This window comes from Rhodanobacter sp. MP7CTX1 (genome assembly GCF_014205795.1).
In the GTDB taxonomy this organism is placed as follows: domain Bacteria; phylum Pseudomonadota; class Gammaproteobacteria; order Xanthomonadales; family Rhodanobacteraceae; genus Rhodanobacter.
Window position 1 is genome coordinate 60,209 of sequence record NZ_JACHCN010000014.1, and the last position, 13,663, is coordinate 73,871.

12 protein-coding genes are annotated in these 13,663 nt (G+C 63.2%); 4 read left to right on the forward strand and 8 right to left on the reverse strand.

All coding sequences use genetic code 11. The features are described 5' to 3' along the window. Nucleotides 1–297: 297 nt before the first annotated feature. A complete protein-coding gene (locus HDE77_RS15850; RefSeq protein WP_184418872.1) occupies nucleotides 298–1,191 on the reverse strand; it encodes an HAD family acid phosphatase in 894 nt (297 codons plus the stop codon). A 128-nt stretch (nucleotides 1,192–1,319) separates the two neighbouring features. On the opposite strand from HDE77_RS15850, the gene HDE77_RS15855 reads away from it, so the two are divergent. Next, on the forward strand, nucleotides 1,320–2,354 hold the full coding sequence (locus HDE77_RS15855; RefSeq protein ID WP_184418874.1) for an AI-2E family transporter: 1,035 nt from the start codon (nucleotides 1,320–1,322) through the stop codon (nucleotides 2,352–2,354). A gap of 25 nt (nucleotides 2,355–2,379) precedes the next feature. On the opposite strand, the gene HDE77_RS15860 is transcribed toward HDE77_RS15855, so the two are convergent. Next, entirely contained in the window at nucleotides 2,380–3,963 is a 1,584-nt protein-coding gene (locus HDE77_RS15860; RefSeq protein ID WP_184418876.1) for a sulfotransferase, read from the reverse strand. A 91-nt stretch (nucleotides 3,964–4,054) separates the two neighbouring features. Beyond that, a complete protein-coding gene (locus HDE77_RS15865; RefSeq protein WP_184418878.1) occupies nucleotides 4,055–6,037 on the reverse strand; it encodes a UvrD-helicase domain-containing protein in 1,983 nt (660 codons plus the stop codon). Nucleotides 6,038–6,152: 115 nt separating this feature from the next. Between HDE77_RS15865 and HDE77_RS15870 the strand changes: the two genes are divergently transcribed. From HDE77_RS15870 to HDE77_RS15880, 3 genes are all read left to right on the forward strand, one after another. Then, on the forward strand, nucleotides 6,153–7,499 hold the full coding sequence (locus tag HDE77_RS15870; protein ID WP_255482764.1) for an NAD(P)/FAD-dependent oxidoreductase: 1,347 nt from the start codon (nucleotides 6,153–6,155) through the stop codon (nucleotides 7,497–7,499). A 90-nt stretch (nucleotides 7,500–7,589) separates the two neighbouring features. Further along, nucleotides 7,590–8,222 (forward strand): thymidine kinase, encoded by a 633-nt coding sequence (locus HDE77_RS15875; protein WP_184418880.1) that lies wholly within the window; start codon nucleotides 7,590–7,592, stop codon nucleotides 8,220–8,222. 67 nt (nucleotides 8,223–8,289) lie between these two features. Continuing rightward, nucleotides 8,290–9,060, forward strand: a complete 771-nt coding sequence (locus tag HDE77_RS15880; protein ID WP_184418882.1) for a hypothetical protein — start codon at nucleotides 8,290–8,292, stop codon at nucleotides 9,058–9,060. A 209-nt stretch (nucleotides 9,061–9,269) separates the two neighbouring features. Here the strand turns inward: HDE77_RS15880 and mutM are convergent, their stop codons facing one another. Genes mutM through HDE77_RS15905 form a run of 5 tightly spaced genes read right to left on the reverse strand, consistent with a single transcriptional unit; the run spans nucleotide 9,270 to nucleotide 13,525 of the window. Then, entirely contained in the window at nucleotides 9,270–10,097 is an 828-nt protein-coding gene (gene mutM, locus HDE77_RS15885; RefSeq protein WP_184418884.1) for a bifunctional DNA-formamidopyrimidine glycosylase/DNA-(apurinic or apyrimidinic site) lyase, read from the reverse strand. Between the two features lie 46 nt (nucleotides 10,098–10,143). Beyond that, nucleotides 10,144–10,635: a hypothetical protein gene (locus HDE77_RS15890; RefSeq protein ID WP_184418886.1), complete on the reverse strand. Its 492-nt coding sequence runs from the start codon at nucleotides 10,633–10,635 to the stop codon at nucleotides 10,144–10,146. A gap of 3 nt (nucleotides 10,636–10,638) precedes the next feature. Next, nucleotides 10,639–11,994, reverse strand: coding sequence for a DUF4350 domain-containing protein (locus HDE77_RS15895; protein WP_184418888.1), 1,356 nt, complete (start codon nucleotides 11,992–11,994; stop codon nucleotides 10,639–10,641). After that, the gene (locus HDE77_RS15900) at nucleotides 11,994–12,764 is read right to left on the reverse strand and encodes an ABC transporter permease (RefSeq protein WP_184418890.1); all 771 of its coding nucleotides are present in this window, start codon (nucleotides 12,762–12,764) and stop codon (nucleotides 11,994–11,996) included. The genes HDE77_RS15895 and HDE77_RS15900 overlap by 1 nt, the downstream gene beginning before the upstream one ends. Further along, entirely contained in the window at nucleotides 12,761–13,525 is a 765-nt protein-coding gene (locus tag HDE77_RS15905) for an ABC transporter ATP-binding protein (RefSeq protein ID WP_184418892.1), read from the reverse strand. The genes HDE77_RS15900 and HDE77_RS15905 overlap by 4 nt, the downstream gene beginning before the upstream one ends. Nucleotides 13,526–13,663: the final 138 nt, after the last annotated feature.

The window sequence follows — 13,663 nt, forward strand, 5'->3', positions numbered from 1 at the left end:
TTTGAATGATCGCGGGATGAGGCGCCGATGCGGCGTCATGGCCGGGCAGGGTAAGCGGCGCCGTGGCACACAACAAGAGCCAGTCGTGCGCGATGCGGCGGCACAAAAAGAAAACCCCGCGGGCATGGAGCCTCACGGGGAAATCCGGCAGAGCCGGAAGGGAAATGGCCTTGCCTGCAAAGTTTTGGGTCAGCAGGTGTTGGCAAGCCAAATATTACTTGTTCGCTAAATCTAAGGCAATACCTTTGTTTTGTTTAATAACGTATTGATTTATAAGTATTTTGATGCGCACTTGGTTTACTGATAGCGCAGCGCATCGATTTTCTGTTGGCGCCGCTGCTCGCGGGGAGCGCTCCAGTCGTTGTTGAACAACGCCGGCTCCCACGAACCGTAGGTCGGATTCGGCAGCACAAACCAGCGCGTGCCGATCCACGGTAGATAGTCTGCGACAGCGGCGCGGCGGCCGGCCGGCGTGTTGGCATTCACGTCGATGAAATCGCCTAGCTGGTCACCGAACTGCATCAACACGCGGTAGTGCTGGCCGACCAGCTGGCGACGACAGCCCTTCTCGCTACCGACCTGATCGCAACCTTCGAGTATCGTGCCGAGACCGAGAAACGCTTCCGGGCCGCTCACCGGGAACCCCGCCTTGCTCAGGTTCGCCACGGTGGCCTGGTCCAGATCCTTGGCGCGGTTGGAAATGTAGATCACCGCGATGCCATGACTGGCGGCGAAGCGGGTGAACTCGACCGCACCCGGCAGTGCGCGGGCCTGGCCCTCTTTGCACCATGCCGCCCAGTCAGCCTCGTTGAATTCGCCGCCGCTCTTCACCAGGCGCGCCTGATAGGGCGAGTTGTCGAGTGCGGTTTCATCGATATCCAGGATCACCGCAGGCTTCAGATGCCCGAGCGGAGCAATTCGATCCGCCTTGCCCAACGCATCCCAATGGCTGTCGTGCAATGCGCCGAGCAGCTGCGATTCGGCGTCGCGGTAAGTCTGCAGATAGATCAGATCGTGTTCGATCGCAGTCTGGCTCCAGGCCACCGCATTCAAGTTGTCATTGGCGGCGGGGACGGCCGCCGCTGGCGCAACTTGCCCGTCGCTTGCCGGGGGCGCGGACGGGTGAGGTGCGGTTGCACAACTCGCCAGCAGGGCGAAGGCGACCAGGGTCGCGGGCAGGCGAAAAGACATGCGGGATTCCTTGGGCTCAAAGATGATGACGATAGCTGGATTTTATGACAGCCCCTTTGTGCCAGGGCTGGCAGCCACGGCGGGCTGCTGACAGACTGAGGGCCCGCACCCACCTGGTTCCGCCCCGCATGGATTCTCCGTTGGTCGCTTCGCGCGAATCCTCGCCCGCCATCCGCTACGCAAGTTATCTGCTGGCTGCCGTGGCACTGTTGCTGATACTCGGCTTTCACCTGGTGTCGGCGTTGCTGGCCGGTTTGCTGGTGCATGAGCTGGTACATGCGATGGCACCGCTGCTGGGCCAGCGCATTTCCGGCGGGCGGGCGCGGGTGCTAGTGGTGGCCGCGCTGGGTGTGATCGTGGTGGGCTTGCTGATCGCGCTGATCCTCGGCGCGATCACCTTCTTCCGCAATGAAATAGGCAACCCCGAATTGCTGTGGCAACAGCAGCTGATGCCGCTGGTGGAAAAAGCCCGCCAGCAATTGCCGTCAGCGCTGGTCGATCACCTGCCGGACAGCGTCGCCGACCTGCGCGAGGCTGCGCTCGACCAGATGCGCAAGCATGCGCTGACCCTGCAACTGGCCGGCAAGGTCGCCGTGCGAGTGTTCGTGCACATCATCATCGGACTGGTGTTGGGCGCGCTTGTCGCGCTCAGCGACAGCACCCGCGCCGCCCATCAGGTGGGGCCGCTGGCCGCGGCACTGAGTTTGCGCTGCAAGCAGCTGGCCGCGGCGTTTCGCAACATCGTGTTTGCGCAGATCAAGATCTCGTTGATCAATACGCTGTTCACCGCAATCTTCCTGCTCGGTGTGCTGCCGCTGATGGGCATCCATGTGCCGTTGTCCAAGACCCTGGTGGTGCTGACCTTCATCGTCGGTCTGCTGCCGGTGGTGGGCAACCTGATATCGAATACCGCCGTCACGATTGCCGCGCTATCGGTGTCGCTGGGTGTGGGCGTCGCTGCGCTCGCTTTCCTGATCGTCATCCACAAGCTCGAGTATTTCCTGAATGCGCGCATCGTCGGCATGCAGATCAACGCGCGTGCCTGGGAACTTCTGGTTGCCATGTTGGTGATGGAAGCGGCATTTGGCTTGCCTGGCATGATCGCGGCGCCCATCTATTACGCGTATCTGAAGAGTGAGCTTGAATTCGAGAAGCTGATTTGAGCGTGGGCCGACAGGCTGTGGATATTCACGAATCAAGCTGGATACCGGCATCGCGCAGCAGTTCGCGCAGCCCGCTCAGCTGCGGCTCGTAATTCTTCCAGCGCTGCATCGCGCTTCGGTAGATGGGCTCACGTACCTGCACCACGCTGGCGGTGGCAACCGGATTCGGGTTCTCCTCGAAACGCAGGCAGCCGTCATGCCAGGGCAGGCCACAGAATTCCAGCAACTGACGCGAACTGGACTCCTGGCTATTCACCAGGGTTTCGTATGGCATCTCCAGGATCCGCCCCGGAAACACACGCCGCCAATGCCCCATAAGGCGATCAAACAGAACGAAGTATCTACCCGTATCAAGCAGATCGAATGAGTAGCCGAAGCGACGTGATTTAGGCGGGAAAAGCTGGCGGAAATTACTGAGGCAGGTATCCATCGGATCGCGCCGCAGGCAGATGATTTTTGCATTCGGAAACGCGTTGGCGATGAACCCCGCATACAGAAAGTTGTGCGGCAGCTTGTCGATGAAGCGCGGTTTGTGAGCGGTCCCGGGTCGGGTGCTGGAAAGATAGATTTCGCCCAATTGCTTCCAGTCAACTTCGCGTGCCCCGGTGATGGTCGCGGCGTCGATCAATGCGGAAGTCTTGCTGCCCGAAAGATGCTTGAGCGACATTCCGAAGTTCAGCAGCTCTCCCGCGGAATGCACGTCGGGATGGCTGGAGATGATGCGATCCACCAGGGTGGTGCCGGTGCGTGGCATGCCGATGATGAAGATGGGTTCTTCACTCGGGCAGCCTGCCGCCGGGGCGCGCGGCTGCGGGAATGTTTCCGCAATGGCCGTAAACAACGCCTCGTCCTGTCGGATCGAGTAGTCGCGGTTCGCACCTGCCGTTTTTCCACGTACGAGATGCTCAAACGCGTTTGGATAGTCGGCGAGATCTTCGTATTCCTTGGCTAGTGCCATATGCAGACAAACCAGCGCAGCGGCATCCGCCGCATCCGCACCGATGTGCGACAACTGCGCTTGCAACCGCGCCACGTGATTGTTGGCTGGCGTCTGCTTGCGCAACTGCGCCAGGCCGAGATGAGCTCGCCAGTAGTGCGGATCCAACGCCAGGCACGCCTCGATTTCGGCCTCGGAGGTTGCTAATTCGCCTGCTGACAACAATGCGGTGGCGAGGTTGTAGTGATAAGCCGCATGGTGTGGCGCCAACGTCACTGCCTGGCGGTATGCGGTTACCGCAGCAACGTAGTCGCCGACTTGTGTATAGATCGCACCCAACGTGTCGAGCATCGCCGGATCGACCGGTGACAAGGTCACGGCACGATCAGCAACGACCTTTGCATCACGATTTCTGTTGGCGAGCGTGAGCGCTTTCGCAAATTGCACCATGAATTCGACGCGCGCAGGATCCAGTAAGACTGCCTTGCGCAGATATTCCAATGCCGCCGGCATCTGCTGCAATTCAAGGGTGGCCATGCCTGCAAGGTAGTGCGCCCCGGCGTGGCCGGGCGCGAGCGGTAACAGACGCTCAGCCAGTTGCCTTGCCTGCTGCCATGAGCGCTGCCTGAAAGCGCTGGTCAGCTGGACATAAAGTTCAGCTGGGTCGGTCATGAAGTTTCAGGCCGGTAGGGAAAGACACGCGGTCAGCCTCTACACCAGGAGACGAAGTCAGCTTCTGCTGTATACCACCGGTTGGGTCGACTCAGCGATTGCCCAGCATGGCCGCAATTTTTGCCATATGCGATTCCGCCGTCTCGCGCGTCACTTCCTTGTCAGCTTCCGGGTCCTTGCCCTGCCAGTGCAGATCGGCCTGCGGCAATTCGTGCAGGAAGCGGCTGGGCTGGTTGCTGTGGACGTCGCCATAGCGCTTGGTTTTGGCAGACCAGGACAGCGTGAGCAATTCCTTGGCGCGGGTGATGCCGACATACATCAGTCGACGTTCCTCATCGATGCGGCCTTCGTCCAGCGCGCCTTCGTGCGGCAGCGTGCCGTCCTCGCAGCCGACGATGAAGACGAAGCGGAACTCCAGTCCCTTCGCCGCGTGCAAGGTCATCATGCGCACCGCATTGCCCGGTTCGTCGCGGTCGGCATGACTCAGCAAAGCCAATTGCGAGGCGAGATCGCCGGCGCTGTTGCCGCCTTTCTGCATCGCGCGGAACCAGTCGGCGAGCTCCTTCAGATTGCCCAGCCGGCGCTCGCGCAAAGCCGCATCGGGAGTGCTGGCTGCGATCTGTGCGGCATAGCCGGTGCGTTGCAGGATGGTCTCCACCAATTCGGCCGCGCCCTGATGCAGTGACGCGCTTCGCAGCTCGTCCAGCAGGTTGGCGAACGACGCGAGTGCCGCCGCCGGGCGCGGTGTCAGCTGGCGCAACACGCTGTCGCTGCGGGTCGCTTCGAGCATCGAGCCCTGCCTGCTCTGCGCGAGCTGGCCGAGCTTCTCCAGCGTGGTCGAGCCGATCTCGCGCTTGGGCACGTTGACCACGCGCAGAAACGCGGCGTCGTCGCTGGGGTTGGTCAGCAGGCGCAGGTAGCACAGTAGGTCCTTCACCTCGGCGCGGTCGAGAAAGCTGAGGGCACCGGTGAGGTGATAGGGGATTTTCGCCAGCCGAAGGGCTTTTTCCAGCGGACGTGCCTGGAAGTTGCCGCGATAGAGGATCGCGATGTCGTGCCAGCGGGCTTTGTGCTTCTCGGCCAGCGTGGTGGCGATCGCGGCGACGCGCTCGGCCTCGTGCTCGGCTTCCTTGCACTCCAGTACACGGATCGGCGCGCCTTCCGGATGCTCACTCCACAACTTCTTCTCGTGTAGGTGCGGGTTGTTCGCGATCAGCTGGTTCGCCGCGCGCAGGATGCGCTTGCCGCAGCGATAATTCTGCTCCAGCTTGATCACACGCAGGCTCGGCCAGTCGCGGCCAAGCTGGTCGATGTTCTCCGGATTCGCACCGCGCCAGGCGTAGATCGATTGATCGTCATCGCCGACGCAGGTAATCCCGCCACGCTCGCCGGTCAGCACCTTCAACAGCCGGTACTGCGCGTCGTTGGTGTCCTGGTATTCGTCCACCAGCAGATAGCGCAGCCGCTCGCGCCAGATGGTGCGCGCTTCCTCATCGGACTCCAGGATGCGCAGCGGTAGCCGGATCAGGTCGTCGAAGTCGACCGCGTTGAAGGCGGCGAGGCGCTGCTGGTACATGTCATAGATCGTTGCCGCTTCCAGCTCACGTGGGCTACGTGCGGCAGCTAGCGCCTCCTCTGGAGACAGGCCGCCGTTCTTGGCGCGACTTAGCAGGTTGCGCAAGCCGAACAGCACGTCGGGTTTCACGCCCTTCGGTGCCAGTTCCTTGATGATGCCGCCGCTGTCGTCCGCATCCAGCACCGAAAAGCCCCGGCGCAGCCCGGCGCGCGCGTGCTCGAGCTGCAGGAATTTCAGGCCCAGCGCATGAAACGTACTAACCGTCAGCGCCTGCGCATCCTCCGTGCTGACCAGCTTGCTCACGCGCTCGCGCATTTCGCGCGCGGCCTTGTTGGTAAACGTGATCGCGGCGATCTTCGACGGCGGCAGTTTCTTGCGCGCGATCAGGTACGCGATCTTCTGCGTGATCACCGAGGTCTTGCCGGAGCCGGCGCCGGCCAGCACGAGCAGCGGGCTGTCGCAATGTTCGACGGCGGCCAGTTGTTGCGGATTGAGCATGGATCGAGGGCTGCGTGAGGCGGCGAGCGATGTTACCAGAGCGTCACGGCGCGCTGACTGTCTTGGCCCATAATCATTGCCAATGAGGGCCGCTACCCTGGCGGTGCCGAACGGGATGAGCATGACGGATCAGGCGAACATGGCGGTCGAGTCGTGTGACGTAGTGGTGATCGGCGGAGGCCCGGCTGGCAGCACGGCGGCGACCTTGCTGGCGCGGCGGGGCTACCGGGTGATCGCGCTGGAGAAGGCCCGACACCCGCGATTTCACATCGGCGAATCACTGCTGCCCATGAATCTGCCCGTGTTCGAGCGTCTGGGTGTGCTGGACAAGGTGCGCCAGCTCGGCGTGTTCAAGCCCGGAGCGGATTTCGAGGCGGAGAACGAGCGCGGTTACAACACGTACGCGTTTGCGCGAGCGCTCGGCAACAGTCCGCCGCATGCGTATCAGGTGTGGCGGCAGGATTTCGACAAGATGCTGTACGACCATGCACGCGAAAGCGGCGCGGATGCGCGTGAAGGGCACGAGGTGAGGCAGATCGAGCAAGCCGGTCCGCGCGAATCGTGGCTTGACGTGGTGACCGACGAAGGTGGCGCTTATCGAATACAGGCGCGTTACGTGGTCGATGCCAGTGGTCGTGAAGCGTTTGTATCCAGCAAAAACAAGCTGCGGCGCAAGAACGACGAGCACCAGAGCGCCGCGATCTTCGGCCACTTCCGCGGCGCAGAACCTCGCGCGGGCGAGGATGCCGGCAACATCAGCATTTACAGCTTCGCGCACGGCTGGATGTGGATGATCCCGCTGCCGGACGGCGTCATGAGCGTGGGAGCGGTCTGCCGTCCGGATTACCTCAAACAGCGCAAGGGCCGTGCGGTGGAGTTTCTGCTGGAGACGCTACAGATGAGTCCCGCACTGTGGCGGCGCGTCCAACATGCCGAGCTGATCGGTAACGAAGTCCGCGTTACCGGCAACTATTCGTATGATTCGACGCGGATGGGCGGCCCGGGCTGGGTGCTGGTGGGCGACGCGTTCGCGTTTCTCGACCCAGTGTTCTCATCTGGCGTCTATCTGGCGATGAGCGGCGCCGAGCAGGCTGTCGCGGTGGTCGATCAATCGTTGCGCGATCCCGACCGCGAACCGGCGCTGCAACGCAAGCTGGAAAAACGCCAGCGTGCCGGCATGGCGCGCTTCTCGTTCTTCATCTATCGCTTCAACGGGCCGGTGATGCAGGATATGTTCCGTGATCCGCGCAACATCTTCCAGCTGGAGCAGGGCGTGATCTCGATGCTGGCTGGTGATCTGTTCGACACGCCGAAGGTGCTGCTTCGGCTGCGGCTGTTCAAGCTGATCTACGCGGTTTTCGCGTTGATCGACTGGCGCCGCTCGCGTGCCGAGCACAGGTATCGGCTCGCCCAGGCCCGCGGCGAGTTCACCGGCGGCACCACTCCGCTGGACAAGGCCTGAGCACGAGGTAAGGGGCGGGTAGTGAGAGGAGGGCGGTCGATAGCGCATACTTCCGCCCGTCCTTCACTACCGTCTCTACGCCACTCGAACATGGCCAAGCTTTATTTCTATTACTCGGCAATGAATGCCGGCAAGACCACCTCGCTGCTGCAGAGCGCCTACAACTATCACGAGCGCGGCATGCGCACGCTGATTCTCACCCCGGCGCTGGACAACCGTTATGGCGAGGGAGTGGTTGCTTCGCGCATCGGCCTGAAAGCGAACGCGCTGCGCTTCAGCAGCGCAGAGAATCTGCTGGCGCGGGTCGAGGCTGACATTGCTGCGCATGGGCCATTGCACTGCGTGTTCGTGGATGAGGCGCAGTTTCTGACCAAGTCACAGGTATGGCAGCTCAGTGACGTGGTCGATCGGTTGAACGTTCCCGTACTGGCCTATGGCCTGCGCACCGATTTCCGCGGCGAGCTGTTCGAAGGCAGCCGTTACCTGCTGGCCTGGGCCGACAATCTCGAAGAGATCAAGACGATCTGCCATACCGGCCGCAAGGCCACGATGGTGGTACGCGTGGACGAACAGGGCCGCGCTGTCACCGATGGTCCGCAGGTTGAGATTGGCGGCAACGAGCGCTATGTCTCGGTGAGCCGCTCCGAGTTCAAGAAGATCAGCGAAGGCAGCGGGCGCATCGAGCTGCAGCAGTCGGTGCTGCCGCTGGGTGAACGGGAGTAGTTCACGCGCCGTTGCTTACAACCCGCATTGAATCAGGCTCCATTGAATCAGGCTCCAAGGAATTAGCATGACCGAAGCAAGCCAAACCTCCGCATGGCCGCGGCCCTACTGGCAACCCAGCAGCGAAGAAGTGCTGCTGCAGTTCTATGTCTTCGGCAAGTTCGAGCAGGAGCTGGTGATACCGGCGATGCGTTACGAAAGCCCAGGTCTGCCTGCGGGTGTCGACATCCAGCGCTTTCAGAACCTCGCGCTGCGCCAGTGGGAGGGCTACCCCCTCAAGGGTGCGCTGGGCGAAATCCTGCGGGATGAGTCTCCCGAAACATTCGAGCAGGCGCGCACGGCTCCCGATGTGCTGGTGGTGCGCGGAAAGATCAGCGATCGCAACACCCTCGACTACCTGCGCGATACGCTGGGTGTGCTCGCTGCATTGCTCGACATCGGCGGCAGTTCGATCCTCGATCCGCAGATCCTCAGCCTGTTCAGCGCCGAAGACTGGCGTCGGCGCTATCTGGTGCAGGGCGGCGCACCGCCGCGCAACCATCTGCTGGTGCTGCGCAACGCGGAAGAAACTGCCGGTCGCTCATGGATTCATACCCGCGGCATGCGCAAATTCGGTCGTCCGGACATCAGCCTGCGCAATGTGCCCGACCGCGAGATCGACCACGCCGGTGCGCTATGCGAACACCTGATCGACCTGCAGTCGCTCGGTACGCATTTCGCCGCGGGCCAGCTGCTGGAAGTCGACGGCCTGTCCGAGGATCTCGTCGCGCAACCCGGCGGCAGCCTCGACGACCCCCAGTTCAACAATACCTACGTGGCATTCCACTGGCCGAAGTAACCGATCTGCTTTCGTAGGTTGGGGTGAGCGAAGCGATGCCCAACGTCGATGACCCCACGCTAGGCCACCGTGTTGGGCATCGCTCCGCTCACCCCAACCTACCTGGTTGGCCGAAGCGCGCGCGAATTTCTCTTGTGGGAGCGACTTCAGTCGCGATAGCTCTGGCCTCTCGGGAACATCGCGACTGAAGTCGCTCCCTCAAGAGCCAATCAGCGCTGACAGTGCGGGCACCAGAATGTCGAGCGTTGCCCCAGCACGACTTGCCGGATCGCCGTACCGCATACGTGGCAGGGTTCGCCAGTGCGGCCGTAGACGTTGAGTTCGCGGAAGAAATAGCCGGGCGCGCCATCGGGGTTGATGAAGTCGCGCAGCGTGGTACCGCCGCGTTCGATCGCCCAGGCGAGGATACGTTTGACCTCGTTCGCGAGTCGCGTGTAGCGGGCGCGCGAAACGCTGCCGGCGGCACGGCGAGGATCAATGCCGGCGGCGAACAGCGCTTCGCTGGCGTAGATGTTGCCCACCCCGACCACCACGGCGTTGTCCATCAGAAACAGTTTCACCGCGGCCTTGCGGCCGCGCGAGATATGCCACATGAGATCGCCGTCGAACGCTTCGGTCAGCGGTTCCGGACCGAGATTGGCCAGCAGCGGATGGATTTCACCGGGCGCCTGCCACAAAAGACAACCAAAGCGGCGCGGATCAGTGAAGCGCAGGATGCGGTCGGCTTGCGTGGCCGTGCGCTCCAGTGCGATATCGACATGATCGTGCTTCCCGATCGGCGCATCAGGCGGCAGCACACGCAGCACGCCGGACATGCCTAGATGCAGCAGCGCGCTACCGGCCTCCGTGTGCAGCAGCAGATACTTCGCGCGTCGCTCCACGGCGTCGATCCGCTGCCCCGGCAACAGCTCGCTGATCGCCGCCGGTATCGGCCAACGCAAGTCGGGACGGCGCAGCGTGACACCGAGCACCCGTCTACCGATCAGGTATGGCGCGATGCCGCGGCGGGTGGTTTCGACTTCGGGCAATTCGGGCACGGGTGATCCTCTGGGAGTGCTCTGATTGCGCGGGTGACTTCGCCGATCAGTGCAGCTCAGTGACTTTTGTGGCCGGCGGTCGCGGCATGTAACGCACCGACACCAGCGCTACCCGTGGGCCGACACGCACGTAGCGTTGGGGCCCGGTGACCGACGTCTCGCCAAACTCCAGCTTCTGGCCATCCAGCACGAGTACGGCCAGCGGCGGGGCCAGGCCGATCTTCGCCGGCTGGAAATCGCTGTCCGGGCGCCAACGGAGCACGCTGGCGCCCGCGATGTCGGTCAGGTCGGCGAGACGGGCGTCGTCGACACGCACCGACGTACCGTCGGTTTGCCACCAATGCTCGCCGCGCTTTTCGTAATGTGTGGTCGCTGCTCCGCCGAAGGTCAGGGATATGTGGCTGATACTGGCCGGATCAAGCGTCAGCAGGGTGCCGGGAGCGTCCTGCGCGTCGCGTTGCAGCTGCCAGCCCGCCCATGCCAGCAAAGCCACGACGGCGAGCAGCAACACGAGACGCTGGCGAGTGGCGCGTTTCATCGTTCAGCGCCGGCGCCGGCGCCACACGATCAGGCCGCCGATGACCAGCAGCAACAGCGGCAGCACCAGGACAAAACCGATGCTTACCATGTCCAGGTCGTTCTGCGAAATCTGCAGCAGTCGATCCGGCGCACCGCGTGGCGGCAGGTCGACCAGTTTGTCGTCACCGAGCAGCCAGTCGAATACGCGCTCGCCCAGCGCGCGATTGCCGCCGTTGCCGAGGAAGGTATTGGAGAGGAAATCGCCGTCTCCGATGACCACCGCGCGCTGCTCGCTCTTGTCCGGGCTGGGCGACAACCGGCTCAGCGCGAAACCGAAATCCAGCGGCCCCTTCAGCTCGCCAGCGTTCGCATCGAACCGGATATCCGAAGGCTTTGAATTGTCGATCGGATGGAATTCAGTCCAGCTCTGCGCACTGGAGCGCAGGAACGAATGCACCGCCCAGTCGCCCTGCGATACCAGCGCCAGCGCAGACACCTGTGGAAACAGCGTAGTGAGCGTGAAATCGCGGGTGATCGAATGCAGCGGATAGGCACCCAGCGTGATCATGCGCGGGTCGTGCAATCCCAGCGCCGCGCCGGAGCCATCGACCAGCACGCCTGGCAGCACGTGCACGCCGAGCGTGGCGGCCAGCGGCTTGAGGCCGAGATCGTCATTGGCCGGTTCGGTCATCCACAGCAGGTTGCCGCCGTTCTGCACATAGGCGACTAGTGCTTGTACGGCGCCCGGCGGCAATGCCAGCGACGGGCTGGCCAGCACCACCAGATCGGTGTGCTGCGGCACTGTCGTGACCTGCGCGAAGTTCAGCGGCACCACACGTACGCCGCGGCCTTCCAGTTGCGTCGTGAACGTGCCGAGGTCGGCATTCGCCTGGCCGTCGGCGCGTCGTTCGCCATCGCCGCTGACGAACGCCACGATGCGATCGCTGCCGCGTATGAGTCGCTCCAGCGCATTGGTAAGGCTGCGTTCGGACAGTTCATCCAGTCGCTGCTCATGGCCGTGATAGCGCAGGATCAGCGCGCCATCAACGGTGATGCCCAAGGCGCGCATCTTGGCCGGATCGAGTTGCGGATCGACAAAGCGCAGACTCAGATCGGGCTTGACCTGCTGGTAGCGCTGCAGAAAGCCGGCCACGTCCTGGCGCAGATCGCCTTGCGGATTCGCATAGCTGACGATCTCCACCGGGCCGGTCAGCTGGGCCAGCACCGCGCGGCTTTCCGCGGACAGGCTGATGCGGCCGTGGGCGGTCCAGTCGGTTTCATGGGCGAAGCGGGTACTCAGATAGCCCAGTGCACCCACAGCAAGGATCAGCAGCAGCGCAAACAGCCAGCCGTCCAGACGTCTAAACATGTTTTGCATCAGCCACGCTCCTTGTCGGCGGTCAGTCGGCGCGTGGCCAGCGCCAGTGCAAGCAAGATCAACAAAATGAACCACGACACGTCGGCGGTCGATACCAGCCCGCGCAACAGTGGCTGCAGGTGCGAACTCATCGCCAGCCAGTTGATCGCGCCACCGTTGACGCCGGCCATCTGCGCGCCGAGGTTGACGCTCCACAGTGCGAGGGCGATGACCAGAGCAACGGCAGCGGCGATCGCCGGGTGCGAAGCGAACGTCGAGCAGGCGACGCCCACAGCGGCGAGCGTGGCGAGCATCAGTGCGAGCCCCAGCGTGGCTGCGCTCAGTTTGCCCCAGTCGAAGTTGGTCGCATGTGCCAGCGACAATGGCATGGCCAGGGTCAGGGCAAGCCATAGCAGCAGCCAGCCCAGCACGGCCAGATACTTGCCCAGCACGATGGACGAGGCCGGCACGCCGGCGGCAAACAGTATCGGCAGCGTGCCGTCGCGGCGTTCACCGGCGATCACTGACATGGTCAGCAGTGGAACCACCAGAAACGCCAGCTGGGCGAGTTGACCGAGCAGTGGCACGCCGACCAGATCGGTAAAGCCCGGGCCGTCAGGCAGCGCGCCGCGCTGAATCTGTCCGGCCAGGAAACCGCCCAGCAGCAAGGTGAAGTTCCACGCCAGCCAGGCCAGGGTCAGCGCGGCCAGCACCCAGGCCAGCGGACGTACCAGGAGGCGGCGCCATTCGAGACGGGTTACGGCAAGGGTATTCATCAAAGCCTGAGTCATGCGGCGCGCGCCGAAGGGGTGTTGCCGTGCATGGCGATCTCGAAAAAGGTTCGTTCAAGCGCTGCATGATCGTCGCTGTGCACCGGTCCTTCATGCCGCAGGCTGCCCTCATGCAGGATCGCGACGCTATCGCACACGGCAGTCACCTCGGTGAGCAAATGGGTGGAGAGGATCACCGCGGTGCCGCTGGCTGCCTGCTCGCGGATCAGCGTGCGCAACGCGGCCACCTGCACCGGATCGAGCGCGTTGGCCGGTTCGTCCAGCACCAGCAGGGCCGGCTGGTGCAGCAGCGCACAGGCCAGTCCCAGGCGCTGGCGCTGGCCTTGCGACAGCACGCCGGCCAGACGCCGGGCCAGCGGCTGCAGTTCCAGTCGCTCGATGATCGCGGTGCGGGCGTGGCGCAAGGCCGTACCGCTCAACCCGCGCAGGCGGCCGTGTGCATCCAGGTGCTCGCTCACCGTCAGCTCGGCCCATACCGGGGCACGTTCAGGCAGCCAGCCGATCAGCCGGCGCGCCAGTTCGGGTTGTTCCAGAAAATCCGCTCCGTTCAGCTGGATGCTGCCGCTGTCCGGGCGCAGCGCGCCGGCAATCATCGACAAGGTGGTCGATTTCCCGGCCCCGTTGACGCCGAGCAAGCCCAATACCTGGCCGCGTTGCAGCGTCAGGCTCAGGTTCTGTACGGCTGGCCGGCCGGCACGGCGACGGTTCAGCTGGTCCAGTTGCAGGATGGGCGCGGGCGATACGTCAGTAGGCGAGGTCATTGCGTGATTGTCACGGCGCCCCCATTGTTAAACAACTGGGGGAGTGACCACTTGTGCGAACTAACGAGATATTCGCGCCTGCCTCTTGACCGGCTGGTATCCTTGTGTATCAGACCATGCTGGCGGGTACGGAATCCC